The sequence below is a fragment of the Dyadobacter flavalbus genome (genome assembly GCF_006149045.1).
GTDB lineage: Bacteria > Bacteroidota > Bacteroidia > Cytophagales > Spirosomataceae > Dyadobacter > Dyadobacter flavalbus.
The window spans coordinates 22,005-43,932 of record NZ_VBSN01000027.1; the positions used below are offsets into that span (position 1 = coordinate 22,005).

At 44.5% G+C, this 21,928-nt stretch carries 27 protein-coding genes; 10 read left to right on the top strand and 17 right to left on the bottom strand.

Annotated elements, in window-relative coordinates; all coding sequences use genetic code 11:
• The first annotated feature begins 43 nt into the window (after nt 1–43).
• A complete protein-coding gene (locus tag FEM33_RS05260) occupies nt 44–973 on the top strand; it encodes a helix-turn-helix domain-containing protein (protein ID WP_138283877.1) in 930 nt (309 codons plus the stop codon).
• Nucleotides 974–1,040: 67 nt separating this feature from the next.
• Here the strand turns inward: FEM33_RS05260 and FEM33_RS05265 are convergent, their stop codons facing one another.
• Nucleotides 1,041–1,472, bottom strand: a complete 432-nt coding sequence (locus tag FEM33_RS05265) for a nuclear transport factor 2 family protein (protein ID WP_139011053.1) — start codon at nt 1,470–1,472, stop codon at nt 1,041–1,043.
• A gap of 158 nt (nt 1,473–1,630) precedes the next feature.
• Here FEM33_RS05265 and FEM33_RS05270 point away from each other — a divergent pair, with 158 nt between their 5' ends.
• Complete coding sequence (locus FEM33_RS05270; protein ID WP_229214104.1) at nt 1,631–2,023, top strand: hypothetical protein; 393 nt, start codon at nt 1,631–1,633, stop codon at nt 2,021–2,023.
• Nucleotides 2,024–2,026: 3 nt separating this feature from the next.
• Here the strand turns inward: FEM33_RS05270 and nadD are convergent, their stop codons facing one another.
• The 7 genes from nadD to FEM33_RS05305 form a co-directional block, all read right to left on the bottom strand.
• The gene (nadD, locus tag FEM33_RS05275) at nt 2,027–2,599 is read right to left on the bottom strand and encodes a nicotinate (nicotinamide) nucleotide adenylyltransferase (protein WP_139011054.1); all 573 of its coding nucleotides are present in this window, start codon (nt 2,597–2,599) and stop codon (nt 2,027–2,029) included.
• A gap of 15 nt (nt 2,600–2,614) precedes the next feature.
• The gene (gmk, locus tag FEM33_RS05280) at nt 2,615–3,184 is read right to left on the bottom strand and encodes a guanylate kinase (protein ID WP_139011055.1); all 570 of its coding nucleotides are present in this window, start codon (nt 3,182–3,184) and stop codon (nt 2,615–2,617) included.
• A 10-nt stretch (nt 3,185–3,194) separates the two neighbouring features.
• Nucleotides 3,195–3,485: a phosphohydrolase gene (locus FEM33_RS05285; RefSeq protein WP_171036644.1), complete on the bottom strand. Its 291-nt coding sequence runs from the start codon at nt 3,483–3,485 to the stop codon at nt 3,195–3,197.
• Nucleotides 3,486–3,565: 80 nt separating this feature from the next.
• A complete protein-coding gene (locus FEM33_RS05290) occupies nt 3,566–4,165 on the bottom strand; it encodes a sigma-70 family RNA polymerase sigma factor (RefSeq protein WP_138283873.1) in 600 nt (199 codons plus the stop codon).
• Between the two features lie 221 nt (nt 4,166–4,386).
• On the bottom strand, nt 4,387–4,890 hold the full coding sequence (locus FEM33_RS05295) for a hypothetical protein (RefSeq protein WP_139011056.1): 504 nt from the start codon (nt 4,888–4,890) through the stop codon (nt 4,387–4,389).
• Entirely contained in the window at nt 4,887–5,726 is an 840-nt protein-coding gene (gene mreC, locus FEM33_RS05300; protein WP_139011057.1) for a rod shape-determining protein MreC, read from the bottom strand. Before mreC ends, FEM33_RS05295 begins: the two co-directional genes overlap by 4 nt.
• 78 nt (nt 5,727–5,804) lie before the next feature.
• A complete protein-coding gene (locus FEM33_RS05305; RefSeq protein WP_138283870.1) occupies nt 5,805–6,830 on the bottom strand; it encodes a rod shape-determining protein in 1,026 nt (341 codons plus the stop codon).
• A gap of 175 nt (nt 6,831–7,005) precedes the next feature.
• Between FEM33_RS05305 and FEM33_RS05310 the strand changes: the two genes are divergently transcribed.
• From FEM33_RS05310 to FEM33_RS05320, 3 genes are read left to right on the top strand one after another with little or no spacing between them, the layout of a single operon-like run.
• Nucleotides 7,006–8,508: a GH3 auxin-responsive promoter family protein gene (locus FEM33_RS05310; protein WP_139011058.1), complete on the top strand. Its 1,503-nt coding sequence runs from the start codon at nt 7,006–7,008 to the stop codon at nt 8,506–8,508.
• A 27-nt stretch (nt 8,509–8,535) separates the two neighbouring features.
• Nucleotides 8,536–9,696 (top strand): 1-deoxy-D-xylulose-5-phosphate reductoisomerase, encoded by a 1,161-nt coding sequence (locus tag FEM33_RS05315; RefSeq protein ID WP_139011059.1) that lies wholly within the window; start codon nt 8,536–8,538, stop codon nt 9,694–9,696.
• Nucleotides 9,697–10,146, top strand: coding sequence for a hypothetical protein (locus tag FEM33_RS05320; protein WP_138283867.1), 450 nt, complete (start codon nt 9,697–9,699; stop codon nt 10,144–10,146).
• A gap of 11 nt (nt 10,147–10,157) precedes the next feature.
• Here the strand turns inward: FEM33_RS05320 and FEM33_RS05325 are convergent, their stop codons facing one another.
• The 5 genes from FEM33_RS05325 to FEM33_RS05345 are packed head-to-tail and all read right to left on the bottom strand — an operon-like array spanning nt 10,158 to nt 14,507.
• Nucleotides 10,158–10,922, bottom strand: coding sequence for a glycosyltransferase family 2 protein (locus FEM33_RS05325; protein ID WP_139011060.1), 765 nt, complete (start codon nt 10,920–10,922; stop codon nt 10,158–10,160).
• A 44-nt stretch (nt 10,923–10,966) separates the two neighbouring features.
• Complete coding sequence (locus tag FEM33_RS05330) at nt 10,967–11,791, bottom strand: glycosyltransferase family 2 protein (protein WP_139011061.1); 825 nt, start codon at nt 11,789–11,791, stop codon at nt 10,967–10,969.
• Complete coding sequence (locus tag FEM33_RS05335) at nt 11,791–12,624, bottom strand: phytanoyl-CoA dioxygenase family protein (protein WP_139011062.1); 834 nt, start codon at nt 12,622–12,624, stop codon at nt 11,791–11,793. Before FEM33_RS05335 ends, FEM33_RS05330 begins: the two co-directional genes overlap by 1 nt.
• A gap of 47 nt (nt 12,625–12,671) precedes the next feature.
• A complete protein-coding gene (locus FEM33_RS05340; protein ID WP_139011063.1) occupies nt 12,672–13,607 on the bottom strand; it encodes a glycoside hydrolase family protein in 936 nt (311 codons plus the stop codon).
• 18 nt (nt 13,608–13,625) lie between these two features.
• A complete protein-coding gene (locus FEM33_RS05345; protein WP_139011064.1) occupies nt 13,626–14,507 on the bottom strand; it encodes a class I SAM-dependent methyltransferase in 882 nt (293 codons plus the stop codon).
• Nucleotides 14,508–14,705: 198 nt separating this feature from the next.
• On the opposite strand from FEM33_RS05345, the gene FEM33_RS05350 reads away from it, so the two are divergent.
• Nucleotides 14,706–15,899 (top strand): M20 metallopeptidase family protein, encoded by a 1,194-nt coding sequence (locus FEM33_RS05350; protein WP_139011065.1) that lies wholly within the window; start codon nt 14,706–14,708, stop codon nt 15,897–15,899.
• Here FEM33_RS05350 and FEM33_RS05355 read toward each other — a convergent pair.
• Entirely contained in the window at nt 15,896–16,627 is a 732-nt protein-coding gene (locus tag FEM33_RS05355; protein WP_139011066.1) for a polyprenol monophosphomannose synthase, read from the bottom strand. The genes FEM33_RS05350 and FEM33_RS05355 overlap by 4 nt on opposite strands.
• A 50-nt stretch (nt 16,628–16,677) precedes the next feature.
• Nucleotides 16,678–17,037: a DUF4296 domain-containing protein gene (locus FEM33_RS05360; protein WP_139011784.1), complete on the bottom strand. Its 360-nt coding sequence runs from the start codon at nt 17,035–17,037 to the stop codon at nt 16,678–16,680.
• Nucleotides 17,038–17,121: 84 nt separating this feature from the next.
• Here FEM33_RS05360 and FEM33_RS05365 point away from each other — a divergent pair, with 84 nt between their 5' ends.
• The 4 genes from FEM33_RS05365 (at nt 17,122) to rnhB (ending at nt 20,640) form a co-directional block, all read left to right on the top strand.
• Nucleotides 17,122–18,006 carry a DUF58 domain-containing protein gene (locus FEM33_RS05365; RefSeq protein ID WP_138283860.1) on the top strand — a complete coding sequence of 295 codons (885 nt, stop codon included), beginning with the start codon at nt 17,122–17,124 and terminating at the stop codon, nt 18,004–18,006.
• 109 nt (nt 18,007–18,115) lie between these two features.
• Nucleotides 18,116–18,985, top strand: coding sequence for a hypothetical protein (locus tag FEM33_RS05370; RefSeq protein ID WP_229214105.1), 870 nt, complete (start codon nt 18,116–18,118; stop codon nt 18,983–18,985).
• A 6-nt stretch (nt 18,986–18,991) separates the two neighbouring features.
• Nucleotides 18,992–20,011, top strand: a complete 1,020-nt coding sequence (locus tag FEM33_RS05375) for a VWA domain-containing protein (protein ID WP_139011067.1) — start codon at nt 18,992–18,994, stop codon at nt 20,009–20,011.
• Nucleotides 20,011–20,640, top strand: coding sequence for a ribonuclease HII (gene rnhB / locus FEM33_RS05380; RefSeq protein ID WP_139011068.1), 630 nt, complete (start codon nt 20,011–20,013; stop codon nt 20,638–20,640). Before FEM33_RS05375 ends, rnhB begins: the two co-directional genes overlap by 1 nt.
• Here the strand turns inward: rnhB and FEM33_RS05385 are convergent.
• Together FEM33_RS05385 and tsaB are read right to left on the bottom strand one after the other, a co-directional pair.
• The gene (locus FEM33_RS05385) at nt 20,598–21,134 is read right to left on the bottom strand and encodes a DUF2480 family protein (protein ID WP_139011069.1); all 537 of its coding nucleotides are present in this window, start codon (nt 21,132–21,134) and stop codon (nt 20,598–20,600) included. The genes rnhB and FEM33_RS05385 overlap by 43 nt on opposite strands.
• A gap of 75 nt (nt 21,135–21,209) precedes the next feature.
• On the bottom strand, nt 21,210–21,902 hold the full coding sequence (gene tsaB / locus FEM33_RS05390) for a tRNA (adenosine(37)-N6)-threonylcarbamoyltransferase complex dimerization subunit type 1 TsaB (RefSeq protein ID WP_139011070.1): 693 nt from the start codon (nt 21,900–21,902) through the stop codon (nt 21,210–21,212).
• Nucleotides 21,903–21,928 lie beyond the last annotated feature (26 nt).

A 21,928-nucleotide genomic window follows, 5' to 3' on the forward strand; every position in this document is an offset into this window, starting at 1 on the left:
AAAAATTGCATCAACGGTCAAAAGGCCCTTAAATATATCAAGTATGGAAGACTATAATAAGATTATTGAATCGTTAGGGGTTAAATTTGTGAAGGCTCGTCATATCCGGATTTTACAACCTATTACGATAAAAAACTTCTACGACGTTCAGAATTCATTAACAATTTTGTACGATGGTGAAGTTTCATTCGGGTCGGAAGAATCTCAGAAAGTGGAGGAAGGCGATATGCTGTTTATTCCCGGCGGCAAGCACGCTACTGTAACTTACGGTAACACGGCGACTGCCAAAACCGTATCGAATGAAGAGTTCATGACCAATCGTGACAACTATATCGAAGGCGGCAATGATCCAGCATTGATCGGAAAATTGCCCAATTCGTTCGGACTGATATCTTTTGAGGCCAAAGTTTTTGACACCGTTAACTTCTTTACTTCCCTTGATGTTCCTCCGTTTCTTATAAAGAGAGATGATCAGATTGCAATCACAATCAATCAGATATTAACCGAAGATATGCTGGATACGCCCGGGAAAGGACGTATCATTAAAATAAAGACGGAAGAAGTCGTCATTGAAATCATCCGTTATATTCTTAAAAATAAGCTGTTTGTTGAGCAGCTGGTAACCAACAGCACGTATTTCAAAGATCCTCGTCTGATCGACATTTTTGCCTATATCAAGGACAATCTGGGCGGCGACCTTTCCAATAAAGTGCTGGCCAACGTTGCGAATGTTTCCGAAGATTATGTAGGTCAGTATTTCAAAATGCTTACCGGAATCAATCCGCAGGATTACATCGAATATCAGCGCATGGAAAAAGCCGTTGATCTGCTGCGTACTTCTAAAAAGAGCATCCGTGCCATCGGATCAGATGTTGGCTATAAAGATACTGCTTACTTCTGCCGCCGTTTCAAAATGATGTTCGGGATTCCTGCCGGTAAAATGCGCCGTCGTGAGTCGTTGATGAACGTTTAGAGAAAGTTTTATATAAATGCAAAAAGGAGAACTGGTCAAGTTCTCCTTTTTGCATTTATAATGCTTTTCAGCGGACCGGTGTTAACTGAACCGCCGTTACTTTCCAGATGCCGCCGGACTTGACGCATACGGACATGTAAGACATTTCACCCTGATAACGGTTGTTTGCAAGCTTTGCACTTACGTTCCACCGCCCGGTTACAACGGCCACGTTGCCGTATGTGCGTGTCATCGTTCCGGACAGCATGCCGGATTCTATTACAATAATACCTTGTGAAAATGCTTCCTGAAACTGGTTGCCGTTAATGGTCTGTCCCTGAAAATCAGTAACCGTAAAATCGGCTGAAACCAGGTTTTTCAGGCTGCCCGCATCTTCTTCCAGCAATGCTTTAAAAAACAGATTGGAGCAATCCGTTCCGTCTATCGGCAAAGCACCCGTTTGCGCATTCGTCAGCAATGCAGATATTGAAAAGGCAAAAGCAAGCAATATAGATTTCATAGCTTTGTAAGTGAAAAATCAGAAAAAATACAGTACTGAATCCTGCAAATTACAACGATGATTCGGACACATTGCACTTATCCGATCAAACATCTTTTTCACTCACGATTATATGTTTAGTTTCGCCTTATATTTAGAAACTAACTTTCAGATTTGATATGGCCAGATTCAATGTCCTGATTTACGCTTTCATGCTGATCACTTTTATGCATGCATGTTCTTCACCGCCGGACAAACTGGGAAATCTGGATCTTGAAAAATGGCGCAATGACCGCGGCGCATGCAATAACGTACGTTCGGGCCTTAAAAAGGATTTCAAAGCGGTCCAGAACGAGCTGAAAGGCAAATTTGCTGATGATATCGGAAAGATTCTCGGCAGGCCGGATATTCATCAGTTAGGCGAGCGGAACCTGAAATTCTACGTGTACTTTCTGGAAAAAGGAGAGCAGTGCAATGACATCAAAACCAGATCGCATGCGGAAAAAGTAATCCTGAAATTCAATGCAGTCGGCCTTTTGTCGGAAATCACTTATCAGACACGCCCTTTGTAGTAATTAAACATAAAATTTCTTGATCCTGATCAGCTGTTCCACCGGTTCCGGAACCATGTAGCGGATGGATTTCCCGGTTTTCAGACAATTTCTGATGTAAGTTGCTGAAATATCCAGTAATGGGGCTTCCACAAATTTCACAGCCGGATGATTTCCGAAAATATGTTTTTTTGAATCCGGGCGCGGATACACGAGCAAGCCGGTATATTCCAGGATCTTGTCATGATTCTTCCAGTTTGGAAACTGCGCCAGGTTATCTTCACCGATAATCAGCCTGAATTCATGCTGCGGATATTTTTCCTGCATTCTGATCAGCGTATCGATCGTATAACTTGGCTTGGGCATGTGGAATTCAATATCCGTTACTTTCAGCGCTGAATTGTCACTGATCGCTCTTTGCACCAGATCGTAGCGGTCAAATTCATGCAGCAGGCTGTTATTTTTCTTGAACGGGTTCTGAGGGCTTACGACAAACCAGACTTGCTCCAGATCCGCAGAAGTGGCCATGGTGTTGGCTATAATCAGATGACCGATGTGAATGGGATTAAAAGATCCAAAAAATAAACCGATTTTCATGATTGATTTTTTGGATCATTGGGCGATAAATGCCTGGACAAGTTCTTCGGCTTTTTCAAGCGTTTCTTCCAGCATATCATTTTCAAGAACAATATCAAATTCGTGTTCAAAGCTTTGCTCGTAGCGGACTTTGGCAAGACGTGTTTCAAGGGATTCCTGTGTTTCCGTTCCGCGAAATGACAGGCGCCGTTTGATTTCTTCCTCGGAAGTTACTTTTACAAAAACAGCAAGCGCGTTTTCACCATAAGCTTCTTTCAGCTTCAGTCCGCCTTTCACATCCACATCAAAAACCACATGCTTGCCTTCATCCCAGAGCCTTTGTATCTCGGCTTTCAATGTTCCGTAGTAATTGCCGGCATACACTTCTTCCCATTCCGCAAACTGGTCTTCTGCGATTTTTTTCCTGAAATCGGAAAGTGTCAGAAAGTAGTAATCCTTTCCATCCACTTCATATGTGCGCTTTGTGCGTGTACAGGCAGAAACAGAGAATGCAAGTTGAGTGGTGTATTTATTTAAAAGATGCCGTACAATGGTTGTTTTTCCAGAGCCGGAAGGAGCAGAAAATATGATAAGCTTGCCTTTCACACGAACAGAATTAACTGTTTATTTTTGAAATAATGGTGTCCAGAATACTTTGCGGACAAGGTTTCTTTTGGATTTTTAAGTTGAGCGAATCCTTAATGCATTTTTCTAAACGATACGATTCAATACAAGGAATACACTTATCCATGTTTGTGCGGAAATGTTCTTTTTCAGCATCTGTGGCTTCATCATCCAGTATAGCCTGAATGACCTTCATGCATTCGGCATGATGCTCACATGTATGCTTCATGGTTTGTTTTTGCGCTTCTTCTGTAACAGAAGGCGTAGTAAGAGATGCGTTCATCTTTTAAATGAAAAAATAGAATATGGAATATGTACAGTTGTACCCTATAACCGAATAGGTTATAAAAAAAGTTTCACAACCTATGAATCATATCCCATGGAACTCGCATAACTCTTTAATTTTTCTTTCAGAAGATTACGCGCACGGTGTAACCTGGACCTCACCGTACCGATCGGAATGTCCAGAATCTTGGCCATTTCCTCGTAAGTAAAACCTTCAATGTCACACAGAATAATAACTGTCCTGAAATCAACCGGCAAGGAATTCAGTGCATTTGCAACTTCATCGCCGATCAGTTCCTGTACAGCATCGGCACGCAGATCTACGGTGTAAGTTGTGTCAGATGCTTCTTCCGAATTATAAGTGGTTTCAACTTCCTGATAATCTACTTTGGATGGCTCTTTGCTTTTTTTACGATAATCGTTGATAAAGCTGTTTTTCAAAATTCTGAAAAGCCACGCTTTCGCATTGGTTCCCTGCTCAAAAGATGAAATAAAACGAAAAGCTTTCAGGTATGTGTCCTGAACAAGATCATTTGCATCGTCTTCATCCATGGTAAGACGAAATGCGAAGTTGTACATGGAATCAATGTGTGGCATGAACTCGCGGTTAAATACTTCATATCGAAGATCATCCGTGTATTCATTAGTCGTGAGCGTTTCTGACATGGCAACTAACATAGGAATGCTGAATTTACAAAGATTAACAACAGCTCCAAATGGTACAAATTAAATTTGATAAATGGCTCTTTGAAGCTTTTTACAGCCAGTATTTCACGATAAAATCAAAGGAATCGGAACCACTACTTTAATAACATTCCAGACCGGGTAGCTTCCTATCGCAATTACATGTATAAACATCAAATTCCGAGCCAAAAACTTAATCGCGTCAAAATGTCATACTATCGTTTGGAAAAAAGTTCCAGTAAAATTATCAGTAGGGTTGTAAAGAGGGTACTTGCGCCGATTCTTATCAAAGTATAAAGGATCATTCCAAAATAATTCATCTCTATAAAAAACAGCACGGCATGATGCAGAAGTACAAGCGGGAAAATATATCCGAGAAAGGCACCGAAACCCTGCGCGCGGATACCGACTTCCGCACGTTCCGCACCTCGCGACTTCATTTGATAGTGAATAAGGAACGGACGCAGGTACGCAATAAGTACTGTTGCTGAGGCATGCATTCCGAAAGTATTGGAAAAAACATCGACAGTGAATCCGATTGCAAAGCCGATCAGCAAAAGATACATTCTGTCCGTATCGGCAGGAAGAAGCAGGACACCGGCTATGTAAATGAAACAGAATGCATAATTGAAAGCCACCATATTCCGCAAGAAAAAGATCTGCAAAAACAAATACAGCAGGATCATTAAGAAATATTGTATGGCCTCGCGTAAGCTCATCTGCGTTCTATTGTACGTGCTTTAAGATTTTCCTGCTCCCCAAGTTGTTGATTTTGTACCACATAAACGTATGAAAGGTTCCTGAAATCGGTAGACAGGCGCAGTATGATATTGTAAAAAGTCTGGTTCGGATGAACCGCTATGCTTTCCACTCTTCCAACCATGATCCCCGGCGGAAAAACAGAGTTCTGATCGGATGTTACCGCCGAGTCACCTTTGTAGACTTTGGTATACTTGGAAACATCGACCATGTCTATGAAATTCGGATCTTTGCCCGGCCATTTTGCATATCCGATTTCATTGCTGCGGACCAGCTTGGACGAAACCATGAACTGGGAATGCAGAATGGACGTGACCAGCGAAAAATTTTCCGAGCAGAACCTGACTTTGCCTACAACGCCGGTTGCAGAAATGACGCCCATGCCGGGTTGGATGCCATTTGCAGTTCCTTTGTCAATGGTAAGTACATTGTTGGTCTTGTTCGTTTCATTGTCCACAACTTTTGCAACCGTGTAAGTAAAACGTGCTGCAAATGCCGAATCCGGAACATAGCCGGCCGGTGCATCAGCGGAATTGGTCTGGTTCAGTTTTGTTACAAGCGCGTGCAGCCTTGCATTTTCATTGGCAAGATCCGCATTCACTTCGTCCAGCCGGGTGTATTCCTTGGCAGAATTGGAAAATGCCAGTGTTTTGGCTACATAATAATTGGAAGTATTGAAATAAGTGGCGCCCCAGTACGAATTGCTGCGCACGATAAGCCATACACTGAGTACTTCCAGCAAAACAAAAACCAGGAAAAAACGATTCCGGACTACGAAATCAACGAGTTGGAGCATGGGCTAAAATGTTCACACGCAGTTCATCAATCAAAAATATACTTATTTTTCAACGGATAAACTGTGAACGATCCAATACTACGAAATCAGTACGGGTTTATATAATTCAAGATTTTTAAGGACTTCACCGGTTCCTTTTACAACCGCTTTCAAAGGGTCATCCGCAATGTGAACAGGCAGTTTGGTTTTCTGGGCAATACGCTTGTCGAGGCCATGAATCAAGGCTCCGCCGCCGGTAAGGTAAATGCCGTTTTTGAAAATATCGGCTGAAAGCTCGGGAGGAGATATTTCGAGCGCTTTCATAACGCCTTCCTCAATTTTTGAAATCGATTTGTCGAGCGAATAAGCGATTTCACTGTATGTAACCCTGATTTCCTTCGGAATTCCTGTCATAAGGTCACGTCCGCGTATCTGATAATCGTCCAGCGGGATTTCCAGTTCGGGAGAAGCCGAACCGATTGCCATCTTGATCAACTCTGCCGAGCGTTCACCGATCAGAAGGTTGTGCTCGCGGCGCATGTAATCCACAATGTCTCTGGTAAAAACGTCGCCCGCAATGCGTACGGACTGTTCGCAGACAATACCCGACAGTGCAATAACCGCAATTTCCGTAGTACCGCCGCCGATATCTACAATCATAACGCCGTTAGGCTGCGTAATATCTATGCCGATACCGATCGCGGCTGCAATCGGTTCGTGAACCATATAAACCTCTTTGGCACCTGCATGCTCGCAGGAATCTTTAACAGCCCGCTTTTCAACTTCGGTAATGCCGGAAGGAATACAAACAACCATGCGGTGCGAAGGTGTAAAAAAACGGTTTCCGGTATCGATCATTTTGATCATTCCGCGGATCATCATTTCCGCAGCAGTAAAATCGGCAATTACACCATCTTTTAACGGACGGATTGTTTTGATATTTTCATTTGTTTTTTCATGCATCTGCATAGCCGTATGTCCGATCGCCAGCACTTTTCCGGTGGTTTTATCCATTGCAATAATGGAAGGCTCGTCAACAACTACTGTATCTTTATGAATGATCAAAGTATTCGCAGTACCCAAATCTATTGCTATATCGCTAGTCAAAAAATCAAACAATCCCATATATTTTATTAAAATTTTCGCTCACTTTGATTTCAGAATGGCAAAATTACAGATAATTACCCACAAACAAAGGCATTTAAAAAATTTCGGTATTGCGTGGTTTTCAGGCCATAAATGGCCCTTAAACCTGCATGTAGAATAGAATTTACAAATCCTGTGTACCTTTGTTTTCACTATGGGAATCAGAGCACTTTTAAGTGAGCCGCTGGCTCGGTATATTGTACGTCAACAGCAGGAATGGATCGCAAGAAGTCTTGAAGTTCAGGAAAAATGGAGAAAGCAGCTGGTATCAAAAGCCGCCGATACACAGTTCGGAAAAGACCATTTTTTCAGGGATATCCACTCTTATTCAGATTTTAAGGAAGCTGTTCCGGTCAGTGATTACGAAGACCTGAAAGGATACATTGAGAAAATCAAAACGGGAGAAAGCAATGTGCTGTGGCCTGACAAGCCTTTGTATTTTGCCAAAACGTCAGGTACTACTTCAGGCACAAAATACATCCCGATTTCAAAGGATTCCATTTCCAATCACATCAATTCTGCCCGTAATGCCATTCTGACGTATATTGCAGAAACCGGAAAGGCAGAATTCCTGGATAAAAAGCTGATTTTCCTTTCCGGCAGCCCTGTCCTGACAGAAACCGGCGGCGTACTGACAGGCCGTTTGTCAGGTATTTCCAATCATCATGTTCCGGGCTATCTGCGCTCCAACCAGATGCCAAGCTACGAAACCAACTGCATTGAAGACTGGGAACTGAAGCTGGACAAAATCATTGACGAAACATTGCAGCAGCCCATGTCGCTGATTTCGGGCATTCCGCCTTGGGTTCAGATGTACTTTGACAGGATCACCGAACGGACCGGAAAAAAGATCAAAGATGTTTTTCCGGATTTTTCACTGTTCATTTACGGCGGCGTCAACTTTGAACCGTACAAAGCCAAACTTTTCGAATCCATCGGAAAGCGGATCGATTCCATTGAACTGTACCCGGCTTCGGAAGGTTTTCTTGCCTATCAGAATTCGCAGGAAGATGAAAGTCTGCTTTTGCTGCTGGATACCGGAATTTTCTATGAATTTATTCCTGCTGAAAACTTTTTTGACGAAAATCCCAAAAGGTTATCAATCGGAGAAGTAGAAATTGGCCGTAATTACGCCGTTATTATCAACAATAATGCCGGATTGTGGGGTTATTCGCTTGGCGATACGGTCCGATTTGTTTCAACAAATCCGTACAAAATACTTGTAACCGGCCGGATCAAACATTTCATTTCCGCTTTCGGCGAGCATGTGATCGGCGAGGAAATTGAAAAAGCACTGCGCTACGCAATGGAACGCCATCCCGAAACGGAAGTTGTGGAATTTACAGTAGCTCCAATGGTAAATTCCGATAATGGCGGACTTCCTTATCATGAATGGCTTGTTGAATTTGCAGCAATGCCAAATAACAAAGAGCAATTTGCCCGGGACATTAATCAGCGGCTGACAGAACTTAATATCTATTATCAGGATCTGATCAAAGGCAATATTCTGCGTCCGCTCGAACTGGTGCCGCTGCGCAAGAATGCTTTTATAAATTATATGCGGGCAAACGGAAAGCTGGGAGGACAGAACAAAGTGCCAAGATTGTCCAACGATCGTAAAATAGCGGATGAACTGCTGAAAATGAACCGGTCCTGAAACGGATCTTTAAAGTGAAAATGTAAGATGAAGAAGAGAATAGCTATTTTAGGTTCAACCGGCTCCATTGGTACCCAAACACTGGAAGTAATTGAAGCAAATCCCCAGATTTTTTCTGTATCCGTTCTGACTGCGCAGGATAATGCCGATTTGCTGATTGAGCAGGCCATAAAATTCCGTCCGCTGGAAGTTGTGATCGGCAACGAAAAGCATTATGAAAAGGTTAAAAGCGCCTTATCCTCTTTTTCCGTTAAAGTTCATGCTGGTGCTTCTGCGCTGGTTTCCGTCGTGGAATCCGATTCTATTGACATTGTTCTGACGGCAATGGTCGGCTATGCCGGTCTTTTGCCTACGATTCATGCCATTAAAGCCGGAAAAGACATTGCGCTGGCAAATAAGGAAACGCTGGTTGTTGCGGGCGAACTGATCACAAATCTGGCAAAACAGTATAAAGTGAATATTTATCCGGTGGATTCGGAGCACTCGGCTATTTTCCAGTGCCTTGTCGGAGAAGACGAAAATCCGGTTGAAAAAATAATCCTGACTGCATCCGGCGGACCGTTCCGGGGAAAAGATAAATCATTTCTGGCCAATGTGACCAAACAGCAGGCGCTTAAACATCCGAACTGGACAATGGGCGCTAAAATAACGATTGATTCCGCAACCTTGATGAACAAAGGGCTGGAAGTAATCGAGGCAAAATGGTTGTTTGATCTGGAAGCCGGACAAATAGACGTGATCGTTCATCCGCAAAGCATTATCCATTCGCTTGTACAGTTTGAAGACGGCAGCATGAAGGCGCAAATGGGTTTGCCGGATATGAAACTTCCGATCCAGTATGCCCTGAATTATCCGACGCGCGTAAAATCTGCTTTTCCGCGTTTCAACTTTACGGATTATCCTTCGCTTTCCTTTGAAAAACCCGATCTGGAAACGTTCAGGAACCTTGCCATTGCCTACGAAGTACTGGAAAAAGGCGGAAATGCGGCCTGCATTGTCAATGCGGCCAATGAAATTGCAGTAGAGGCTTTTCTTCTGGATAAAATCGGGTTTCTTGAAATTTCGGATGTCATTATCGAGAGCGTTGCCAAAATAGCGTTTGTATCTGATCCTTCTTATTTTGACTACGTTCAAACAAACGAAGAAACCAGACGTTTTGCTTCTGATATGATTCAGGTGAAAGTGTAAATGAAAACAATTGCTCTTAAATACTTGTCGGTTGCGCTTGCGAGTACGCTTAAATTTTTCGGAGGACCCATTACCGGCGTTATTCTCAAACTGGGCTGGATTGAAACGGCCTTGTGCTCTGCCGCCGGAATGATGTTCAGCGTACTGGTGCTTACCTATCTCGGAAGCGGCATTCAGGAACTGATCAAAAAAAACCGGAAATCGCAACCGAAAAGATTCACAAAGACAACACGTCTTGCCGTTAATATCTGGCAGAAATTCGGGATTATAGGAATTGCTTTCCTGACGCCGCCGTTATTTACACCGCTTTTCGGACCCATTCTGGCCGTTGCTTTCCGCGTGCCAAGAGCATCTATTTTCTTATGGATGACTTCCAGCGCGCTTCTCTGGGGACTTGCGATTTCCTACATAGCCCACAAAATGACGTTTGTCCAGGAATGGATCAAATAAAATAACTTGTTTCAGCGGCTGACTTCTTTCTTCGGAGCAGCGTTTTTCTTCATAAAATCTCCTTGCGAAAAGTATTTTTCAATAAGGCAATACATTAATATAAAGAAATACCGGCTTCCCATTTCTTTGATTTTCAGCTTGGAAACGCCATACTTCCTGTTTGTCCAGCTGTTTGGAACCACGGCGTAGTTGTAACCGCGAACCATCGCTTTCAGCGGAAGTTCAATCGTAAGGTTGAAATGAGGCGATAAAAAAGGCTTTATTCCTTCAATCGTTTCTCTTTTATACAATTTGAAGGCGTTTGTAGTATCGTTGTATTTGATACCCATAACAATACGGACTATAAAATTGGCAACCCGGTTGATTACTTTCTTCAAAGCCGGATAATCAACGACTTTGCCGCCTTTTTCCCAGCGTGATCCGAAAACACAGTCATAATCTCCTTCCAGCATTTTGAAATAATACTTTGCAAGATCTTCCGGATCATCGGACATATCCGCCATAAATACCGCAACACAGTCGCCTTTAAAGCGTTCAAGGCCATATCTTACGGCATAACCAAACCCGTTCGGACCCGGATTCGTATAATAAACCAGAGTAGGGATCTGAACAGAAAGCTCATCCAGCACCCTGAGCGTTCCGTCTTTGGAATTGTCGTTTGTTACACAGATTTCGTGGGGAATATTGTACTTATTTAATGTATTATGCAGGGAAGTCAGCGTGTGTGTTATGGATTCTTCTTCGTTATATGCTGGTATTACGATGCTTAGCTTCATAGATGTAAAATGGTGAAAACAGTACAAATTAAAGATTATTAATTTTAACTGCCAATTTTTTCCGGTTGGGAGAGTTGCTCGTCATATTGTGCCAGCGTTTTGGAAATGGTGTTGCTGTGACGATTTTCCAGCCATTGGCCGACGTTTTCAAACATCTCTCTTCTGTTTTTTAAATAATCCCTATTGTCCCGCGAATGCACGTTGCTCAAACCGGCACTGTGCTTTCTGTATACGCCCATTACTTCCGGCAAATATCTGATTTTTCCATGTGCAGCAAGCTGAATAGCGACGGCCCAGTCACCGGCAGCGGCTTTTGCATGCCAGTCGGCAAAGTCATTGGTTAAAAAATAGTTGCGGTAAAGCCAGCTTGCCGTAGCCATAAACCATTTATCTTCCAGAATATCTTCAATAGTGGAAATCAGCTTCTGTTCCGGATTATTGAACAAATGCGACACCGAACCGTCTTCGTAAATCACCGTTACATTGTGATGGCAAATGGCAAAATCGCGATTCGCATCCATAAAATCGACTTGCTTTTGCAGCTTTAAAGGATCGGTCCAGTAATCGTCGCCTTCGCACATGGCCACGTACTCACCCTTGCAGGCTTTCAGTAGCTGCAGAACGTTATTGCGGCCTGCAAATTCTCTTGGTTCTTTCGGGCCCTGATTTTCGGAATGCAGAAAAGCCCGGATCCGGCCCGGGTTTTTCTGCATGTATTTTCGGACAATGGCCGGAGTAGCGTCCGTTGAGGCATCGTCTCCAATTACAATTTCAAAAGGAAAGCTGGTTTGCTGCATCAACACGCCGTCCAGCATTTGTGCTATGTACTTTTCATGATTGTAAGCCGGTACGCAAACGGACACTTTCATCAGGACAAGGTTTCGGTACTGAAAACCTCGTTCAATTGCGCTACGCTCGGAAAACCGGGCGTTACAAGTTCCGTTTCCGGCTTGTAAATGTAAGCCATCGGATAGCCTCTTTCGATGAATGTCGGCTCGTCCAGGTTATTGTAACGCAGCTGCACCGACCAGCGGATGTTGCGGGTGATATTGTTTCCGGACTGATGTATCAAAAACGCAGAAAAAATGAGAATATCACCAACTTTGAACTCCGTCTGAACAAAATCCTCTTCTTTTAACTGAGCCGTAATACCACCCTGATAACCCGACGTGGAAGATTCCTGCAGACCGCTTTTGTGGCTTCCCGGAATCACCTGCAATGCACCGATATCCGCTCCGGCATCCACCATCGGAAACCAGATTACGGCACTATCCAGCGATCCCTGTCCGGTACGCCAGTCCTGATGCGCGTCCAGTTTCCAGTGCTTGCTGCCGTCTTTTGACAAAAACCGGCTGTTGAACTGCATGGCAGCGCGTGCGCCGATGATCGGATTGGAAAGGCCGACTTCTTTCAGCAGGTTTTCAATTTTGGGATCAAGGCCGAGGCGGTGTAGTGAAAAGGTATGCTGAACCGTTTTTCCGGTATTGACAAATGCATTGAAATCCTTCTCAAAAAATTCGAACATGGCGTTCTCAAATGCATCGCGGTCGTCAATATCCACCGTTTTTCCGGTAACCCGCCTGATCTGAGCTGCAAATATTTTTCTTGCGTCAAGATATATGTTGTTGATCACTTCCTTGTCCAGAAAGTTTCTCAGAAGGATAAATCCGTCTCTATTGAATTGTTCCTGAAGTGTGCTCATAATATGATCGCGTCAAGTGATGTTTAAATTGAAAGAATTACAAAAGACTAATCTTCCCAAACGGCATAGGCAAATCCTGCTGCTCCGAAACCGTTGCCGTTATATAACAGATATTTTTTACCGTTATGTTCATAGTAATTGGCATAATCGATCATCTGGTAATCAAAATCTTCCGGGTTCTCGGATTTGGCAATGCCCACAAGATGATCTTTGCGTTCCCAATTTGTGCCGTCTTTTGATTCTGCGTAGCCAAGCCTGTAACTCTGGTTCCGGTCTGTGCGGTAATCGCGGGTATGGCGGTACGAATAGTACATTTTATAAATTCCTTCTTCCCTGAACACGCTCGGCCTGCCCACTGCATGCAGAAAATCATCAAAGTCAAGTGTCGGAATGTCACTGATTTCCCAATGGATTCCGTCTCTGGACGTTGCAGACTGTCCGCGGTAATAAGGTTCCGGATAGCCGTGAATGTATTCACATTTATGTCCTGAAATATACCACATGCGCCAGGTGCCGTCATCGTCAATCAATACGGAAGGCTGCGCTGCCCATATCGGGTTCTGGATGCTTCTGTCCATGATCGGGCCTGCAAACATCTTTTTGAAAGACAATCCGCCGTCATGGCTGACCGCCAGTCCCATGGAAAGCCGGTAAGAATTCCATGTCCGGTTCCAGCCGGTATAATACAGCCAGATATCGCCGTTCGGCCTGTTTACAAACCACGAAGGCATGGCGCCGGTTTCATCGTATTCTCCCGGCCCGCCCAGTTCCAGAACAGGTTTGTCATGAATGTAAAGGATCTTTTTGGGGTCGTCATAATCCACATCCAGAAACGTAGGCCGCGACTGGCCTTTTTCGTCACGGGAAGAAAAATAAATGCGAAGAAAATCTTTGTGTTTATATGCAAACGGAACCTGTGCATGCGAAAGGCTATGCGGCATACTCCCGTCAGGCTTGTATATTACTCCTTTTTTAACCCACATAAATATGAATGTTACTGATTAATCAACCGCCTTTTCAGCGCGCAGCCGCCAGGTATCCACGAAATCTTTTCCGGGGATCGGCAAATCGACATCCACTTCGGGCGCTTTGGCCGTAACCCTGTATTCCATTACATAAAAAGCATTTCCGAAAACGTAATGCAGTTTGAAATTCTCCACATTGGCGGGAACGTCTTCAATCGGAACCTCGGCGCGGAAAAGCGGATTTGCTTTCAGTAAAGTAGCATAAGTCGGTGTATTGCGTAACCACGGCGCGACGCTTTCATCGCCTACAACCACTTTTCCGCCGGGGCGGACAACGCGTGTAAGTTCGTCAAAAGCCCTTTTCCGCTCCGAAAAAGTGTTGATTCCGCCAAAATGGAAAACAGCGTCGAAAGTATCGTCGGGAAACGGAAGGTAAGAGCCGTTGCCCAGAAAATAATGAACATTTACGTCTTCGGCAGAAAGTTTTTCCCGCGCTCTTTTCAGCATGTTCGGTGAAAGGTCGGAAAGTACTGCTGTGCCGCCCGGCCTGATTTTATCAAGAATGAGGGCAGAATCCTTGCCCGTTCCGGCACCGACTTCCAGCGCCTTCATACCGGGTTTCAGCTCCATCAGATCAATAAAGGATTTTCTTGTCGCAGCTTCATCCGAATGGTTCAACGTTTCGAAAACCCAGGAAACACCTCTGTCGTAGCGAAGAAAAGCCTGATCGTAAAGATATTGTTCACGCGCATCTTCGGGCAGTAATTCCTTGGGATAAAGCATATTGACAATGCCCGTTTCGCCTACTTCATATATGGTGCCGTCTTCGCTCGTGAGTGTTTTTCCGTCTTCTGCAATTTTCAGTGCGGTTCCTGTAAGCGGACAAACCAACGATTCTAAAAACTCTTTCTGATTCATTTGTGCTGTGCTGATTGGTACTTATATGGTCAAAATTACTTTTTTTCTTTGTAACAACATCCAATGTGTACGTCCTTGTTACCAAAAGGAAAAAGCACCTGTCGTGAAATGCAAGCTGCAAAACGCCATTTTATTTCTTATTACCTTTGGTAACGATTTGTTTGAATCGCCATTCTGTCAGAAAAGATTTTATTCAGTATGCCACAGCTTCAGGAAAAAATAAAAGCCATTGCAAAAGATCAGGCGCAGGATATCATTGCGCACCGCCGTCACCTGCACAGCAATCCGGAATTATCTTTTGAGGAATTCAAAACGGCTGTATATGTTGCCAAAGAACTTACTGCAATGGGTTTGCAGCCGCATGAAGGCGTTGCCGGAACCGGAGTTGTCACGCTCATAGAAGGCCGGAACCCGGAAAAAAGAATTATAGCCCTGCGCGCGGACATGGATGCGCTGCCTATTCTGGAAGCCAACGATGTGCCTTATAAATCCACTGTTCCGGGTGTTATGCATGCCTGCGGGCACGACGTGCATACTTCGTCATTGCTTGGAACGGCAAGAATATTAAACTTGCTTAAAGATGAATTTGAAGGAACGGTAAAGCTTGTTTTTCAGCCGGCCGAGGAAAAAGCCCCGGGCGGCGCTTCGCTGATGATCAAGGAAGGCGTTCTGGAAAACCCGAAGCCTGCCAGTATGATCGGACAGCATGTTGCACCCAACATTCCGGTTGGTAAAATCGGCTTCCGCGAAGGCATGTACATGGCGAGTACGGACGAACTGTATCTTACCGTTAAAGGAAAAGGCGGACATGCGGCAGCGCCGCATCAGCTTGTCGATCCTGTTCTGATGGCTTCGCATATCATTGTGGCATTGCAGCAGATCATCAGCCGCAACCGCAATCCGGCCAATCCGGCGGTTCTTTCATTCGGACGCTTTATTGCCGACGGCGTTACCAACGTCATTCCCAATGAAGTAACCATTCAGGGAACGTGGCGCTGCATGGATGAAGAATGGCGTGAAGACGGCCTGCGGAAAATGAAAAAACTGGCCGAGGGAATTGCGGAATCCATGGGCGGCAGCTGTGTATTTGATATTGTAAGAGGTTATCCTTTTCTGAAAAACCATCCGGCACTTACCCAACGCATCCGAACGGCAGCGACGGAATACATGGGTGCCGAAAATGTGATTGACCTTGATCTCTGGATGGCCGGGGAAGATTTTGCTTTTTACTCTCAGGTTGTGGATTCCTGCTTTTACAGACTTGGAACGCGTAATGAAGCCAGAGGAATTATTTCCGGCGTACATACGCCCACTTTTGACATTGACGAAAGCGCACTGGAAATTTCAACCGGATTAATGAGCTGGCTGGCTGTTTCCGAACTTGGTTTTTAAGGAATGTAACGTTTGAACAAACTTTCGATTTTCAGACTGATAACGCCGAAAATTGCCTCTTTAAAGATTCCGCGCGACATTTTGGAAGCTCCTTTTGTACGGTCTGTGAAAATAATGGGAACTTCCACAATGTTGAAGCCGTACTTCCATGAATTGAATTTCATCTCAATCTGGAAAGCATAACCTATAAACCGGATGTTGTCCAGATTGATTGTTCTTAAAACCTTGCTCGTATAGCAGATAAAACCCGCCGTCGGGTCCATGATGCGCATGCCGGTGATCATTCTTACATAATACCCAGCAAAATAAGACATCAGAACGCGGTTAATCGGCCAGTTCACGACATTCACGCCCGTAATATAACGCGATCCGATTGCAACGTCATGACCGCCAAGGGCGCAGGCATCATGCAGGCGCATCAGATCTTCCGGCGGATGCGAGAAGTCGGCATCCATTTCAAATATATATTCATATCCCCGTTCCAGTGCCCATTTGAATCCGTGAATGTATGCGGTTCCCAGGCCCAGCTTGCCTTTTCTTTCCACCAGATGCAAGGATCCTTCAAATTCCTTAAGTAATCCTTTCACAACGGCAGCGGTGCCGTCCGGAGAGCCGTCGTCGATAATCAGTACATCAAACGGGTAATTCAAGCTTAATACTTTACGTATAATCGCTTCAATATTTTCAATTTCGTTGTAGGTAGGGATTACTACAATGCTTTTGTTCACAACAGGTTGGATTTTGATGTTAATGTGTGGTATAGGGAATTAATAACTGTTTAAAGCTTGATATTATTACTTTTCTCGCGGATCGTAATTTTCTTGTTTACTTTTTCATAAATGCGTGTCATCTGCTGCGGATGCGTCATATAATATGAATAGCTGTTCCGGTAAGCAACGGTGTCCACGTTGTGTTTTTTCCAGATATCGCTTTTCAGCTTGTTGAAAATCATGATAGACGAATCCAGCGATCTTAGCTGTAAACGGTTTACCCTGGACTCGGCCAGGTGAATATCTGTAAGGATAGCAGCCATCTGTTCTTCCGAAAGTGTATTTTTCGGCGGCTTTTCATCATCGACACAGCCGGAAAGCAGCATGCCGGTGATCAGAAAAAGGATTAATCTGTTTGTGAAATTCATGGTCGGAGACTTCATAACTCTCAAAATGCCTATCTTTGTTTAGATGCACCGGATGACAAAGGTGATAATTTTTTTGCAAAACTTATGTTTGAACAGTTCCTGGGAAAACTCAGAAAGTACGAAATACGTATGCGGAAAGCGGTGACCAGCGAACGTCACGGTAACTTTCATTCTGTCTTTAAAGGATCAGGGCTTGAATTTGATGATCTGCGGCTGTATCAGTATGGCGATGACGTCCGGGCTATTGACTGGAATACTTCTGCAAAAGGACACGGAACGTTCATAAAAATATTTAAGGAAGACAAGGAACAAACTGCCTTTTTCATGCTGGACGTAAGCGCATCGCAGCAGGTCGGTGAACTGAAAAGACTTAAAATCGACATTGCCAAGGAAATCTGCGGCGTTCTGACGCTGTCGGCCATTCAGGAAGCTTCCAGAGTAGGCCTGTTGTGTTTTTCCGACCGCAATGAACGTTATATCCGGCCTTCCGACGGCATGAAACATGGTTACAGCGTCATTTCTGAATTGTATAAACTCGTTCCGGAATCAACAAGGACCAATATTGCAGAAGCCATTCTGGTTGCACTGAACGTTCTGAAACGCCGCAGCCTTATTTTCCTCATCTCGGATTTTATCGACAATGATTATCAGCATAACCTGAAAGCGCTTGCGCGTAAACATGACCTGATTGTCATTCATTTGTACGATACGCGTGAAGTAAATTTGCCGGGACTGGGCATCATTCCGCTTTATGACGCAGAAAGGCAAAGTACGGTCTGGGTAAATACTTCTTCCCGGCAATACCGTCAGGAAATGGCGAGCCGGTTTGGCAAGAGAAGCGCGGAACTTCAGAAACTCTGCCACCAGAACCGCGCCGATTATATTTCCATCAACACGCAGGAAGATTATGTCCCTGCGCTTATCCATTTATTCAAGGTGAGGCGTTATACCAAAAATGCTGCACAATAGTTATTCAATGGTTATAAAGAAATTTCCAGCATTCCGGGTTTATTTGAAAACGGTAATCCGGAAATGGTTTTTGACGGGGCAGAATCAGACAATTTGCCGGATCCTTATTTTGCTTCTTTTCTTGCAGCTTGCCAGCTACGGCCAGAAGCCGTCAGGAATTTTCCTGACCGACAGCGTGGAAGTAGGAAAGCCCGTTTATTTTTCGCTGAGCATACGTCACAAGCCCGATACCGAAGTTTTTTTTCCGGATACTTCCTATAATTTTTCTCCTTTTGAAATTATATCAAAGACGAGTTTTGTTTCCAGTACCAATGAAAAAGGTACGCTGGACAGCGCGGTTTATCATCTGGTTTCATTTGATGTTTCCAATGTACAGTCGCTGCGGATGCCGGTGTATATTTTCAATAAAAAAGATTGTACGGCTGTATTTACCGAGCCGGATTCCCTTTTTCTGATCAGAAGCAATGTATTTGAGAAAACGGAGAAGCCGGTTCTTGTGGCCGAAACAGGCTTGTTGCCGCTCAGCAGCCAGTTCAACTTTTCGGTGCTTATCGGAAGCGTAGCCCTGATCATCGGATTTATCGGAAGCATTTACTGGGTTTTCGGGCAGGATATCTACAAGCAGTGGCAGCTCATAAAATTGCAGCGCCGGCATCTGGAATATCTGCGTTCATTCAACAGGCTGATGCGCAATGCACGTGAGAAAAATAACATCAAAGATGCTGAAAAGGCCATCATCGTCTGGAAAAATTATCTTGAAAGACTGGAAAAAAAGCCTTTTGCAACGTATACAACGCGTGAAATCGTTGACAATATGCCCGACGATGCACTTGCGGAAGCACTGAAAAATATGGACGGCATTATTTACGGTCAGGTTATTTCCAAAAATATGCATACGTATCTCGAGGTTCTCAAAGCCGGAGCAACGCGGATTTATCAGAATAAAAGAAGGTTTATCCTTGACAGCCCGGTAATATAGTTTTTTATGGAAGAATGGTATTCATTGAGATGGTTCCGGTATGATGTTCTGAATTCCTTTGAATGGGTTTATCCTTACTTTTTGTACCTGCTGCCGTTTGTTCCTCTGCTTTTCTGGCTGCGCGATGCATTATACCGGAAACACAAGCAGAAACTGGTTATCACTTATAATCCGGTAAAAGGTTTCAGGGACTGGCTTACACTTTTGCGTTTGATCCAGCCGGTTTGTGTTGCATTGGCTATCAGTCTGATTCTCGTTTGCCTGGCCCGCCCGCAGATCATTTCAGAGCGTACAGACCAGTATTCGGAAGGAATCGATATTATGCTGCTGCTGGATATTTCGGACTCTATGATGGAAAAGGACCTGAGCCCGAACCGGCTGGAAGCTGCAAAAACCGTTGCAAGGCAGTTTATAAAAGGTCGTCTTCAGGATCGGATCGGACTCATCATTTTTGCAGGCGAAGCCGTTTCGCTTTGTCCGCTTACAACGGACTATGAATTATTGTACGGTTTTCTGGACGAGATCAGACCGGACATGATCCCGACCGCCGGAACGGCCATCGGAAGCGCGCTGGCGGTGGCTGTAAACCGGATGAGAGATACGCAAGGCGAAAGCAAAGTAGCCATTCTGATCAGCGACGGGGACAATACTTCCGGCAACCTCGGCCCGGCAACCTCGGCGCAGCTGGCCAATGCATTTGGTGTGAAAGTTTATACCATCTCGGTCGGGCGGCCTAAAAAAGCAACGCGGCAGGACAGTACGAATATTTCAAGCGCATTCGTTGATGAAAGTGAACTGAAAAATATTGCCGGCCTGGGAAACGGAAAATATTTCAGGGCAACGGATAATACGGCACTTGAAACGGTGTTTAAACAAATTGACCAGCTCGAAAAAGTGAAAGCCAGAAACGTTGTATCCCGCGATATCAGCGATTTTTACAGGGTTTATCTTTACTGGGCGGTATTGTTCCTTTTAGTGGCGCTGGGAACAAAAAGTACATTTATGACGAATATTCTGGAAGACTGATGCTGAAAGCTTACTATAACAGGGATGTCATCGAAGCCGGACTGGATGAAGTGGGCCGCGGCTGCCTGGCCGGGCCGGTTGTGGCAGCAGCAGTAATTTTACCAAAAGATTACTCACATTCCTATCTGAATGATTCCAAGCAACTTACAAAATTGCAGCGCATCGAGCTTGAAAAAGAGATAATCCGTGAAGCACTTTCCTATGCCGTTGCAGAAGTCGATAATTTTGAAATAGACAAGACCAACATCCTGAAAGCCAGCTTTCTGGCCATGCACCGCGCTGTTGACAAACTGCATATGAAACCGGAACATTTGCTTGTTGATGGGAATCGTTTTACGCCCTATCCGCTGATTCCGCATACCTGCATTATCAAAGGCGATGCGCATTACCTTTCCATTGCGGCAGCTTCGGTATTGGCCAAGAATTACCGCGACGAGCTTATGTGCAGTCTTGCCAATCAGTTTCCGCATTATGGCTGGGAAACCAACGTCGGTTATCCGACCATTCACCACCGAAAAGCACTGAGCCTGCACGGGCCTTGTTCTTATCACCGAATGACTTTCAGGCTGTTCAAGACAGTAGAAAATCAGTCAGTGGAAGAAGAAGCAGAGGATTTGGGCTTTTTGTAGATCGGAACGGTACTGCATGGCTCGCCGAACATCAGGCTCTGGACAACCGGTTTCAGCAAAGTGCTGATTTCAACATATGCGGAAACAGGAACAGAAACTTTGCTGCATCCTTTTACAACCACGCGTTTTCCTGCAAATTCCTCGGGGTTCAGTTTATGGATTGCATCTGCAAATAATTTGCTTTCCAGCGCATCCAGATCGCCGAAAACAACGGCATTGGCGTAAGGTTCCAGCTGAACGGCAAGCAGCATATACGCCCAGGTTGGCACAATAGCATCTTCTGAACAGATGATGGCCACATTTTTTCCCTGATACTGAGCCCAGTCATGTGATTTCAGAAATTCGCGGAAATCTTTTTCCCGCAGGATCATTCCCTGCCACAGATTATCTTTTATATCATAAAGAATGCGTTCGCCCGGATGATACAGTTCTTCCAGATCCAGTGAAACAATGCCACTGACGGCAACGCGGTTTACAATTTCCTGAGTTTCCATTTTAGCTACAAATTAGTAAATCAGTAACACGAAAAAAGAAGAGTTTGTTTGTTTCCCGAATACAGAAATTCAGAGTTAGACTGTAAGGCTTGCCTTTTTGGGCGGAGGCGACATGAAATCTTTCAGATAATACGGTTCAAACGCAGCCACATCTTCAAACTGATTAGTTTCAAAAGCCTGAACAGCCAATTTCCCGACGGTAATTGCAGAAGGCCGGATTTCCATTTCCGGAAGAACAGCATTCGGATGTTCCAGCAACAGCGGCTTGCATTTGGCAGCGCCATCGCCAAAAAACACTATTTTATGATCTGTTAACAAATCCTGAAAAGATTCATTGTTCATAATAACAGCCTGCGTTGGCCATACAAATGCATTCTGATCGTCAAATACGGCTGCATAAACTTCCATCCGGCGCGCATCGATCATCGGGCAAAGCAAATGTCCTGGATGAAAAGATTCGACTTGCAAAGACATGGCTTGCAACGTGTTAATGGCAATCAAAGGCTTGTCCAGTGCATAACAAAGGCCTTTTGCCGTGGAAACGCCAACGCGCAAGCCTGTATAGGAACCCGGACCTTTAGCGATGGCGACTGCATCCAGATCCGCCAAATCGTAACCGCTGTGTTCAACGGCACTTTTAACAAGCGTTGTGAGCATGGCTGAAGACGACTTGTCCGTGTTGAGATCATAACTCGCCAACAATCCTGAATTTCCAAGAACAGCCACGGAACAGCCGCGGATAGAAGTATCGATACTGAGTAAGAGCATAAAAAAAGAAGCCCGCCTTTGCAGAC